The following is a 369-nucleotide window of genomic DNA, read 5'->3' on the forward strand; positions in this document are numbered from 1 at the left end:
CGGCAGCGAACCGTGCCCGCGCAGGTCGCGCAGCAGCCGGGCGGCGCCGTGGTTGCGCACCGCGAGCCCGAACAGCGCGTCCCCCGGCTCCACCAACCGGCACAGGGCCGCCCGGGCACGGCGGTCCTCGGCCGCGTCCCGCTCGACCGGCGTGGGCTCGGCCCAGGGCAGCTCGCCCGGCCCGGTCACGACGCCCGCTCCGCGTCGTCGGCCTGCGACTCGCCACGCGCGATCCCGGTGCGCAGCTCCAAGGCCGCGTCGACGTCGCGCCGGTCGGGCCGGTCGTGGCCGCGCAGGTCAGCGATCGTCCACGCCACCCGCAGCACCCGATCGAGCCCGCGGGCGGTGAGCAGGCCCCGCTCCATGTCC

General features: G+C 79.1%; 2 pseudogenes. Both read right to left on the minus strand.

Going from position 1 to position 369, the window contains the following annotated elements:
- Positions 1–189, minus strand: a pseudogene (locus GT354_RS12275) (DNA-protecting protein DprA); the annotation flags it as partial.
- Positions 186–369: pseudogene (locus GT354_RS12280) on the minus strand (ATP-binding protein); the annotation flags it as partial. The pseudogenes GT354_RS12275 and GT354_RS12280, both read right to left, overlap by 4 nt.

Origin of the sequence: Streptomyces sp. SID3343 (assembly GCF_009865215.1) — a bacterium.
Taxonomy (GTDB): Bacteria; Actinomycetota; Actinomycetes; order Streptomycetales; family Streptomycetaceae; genus Embleya.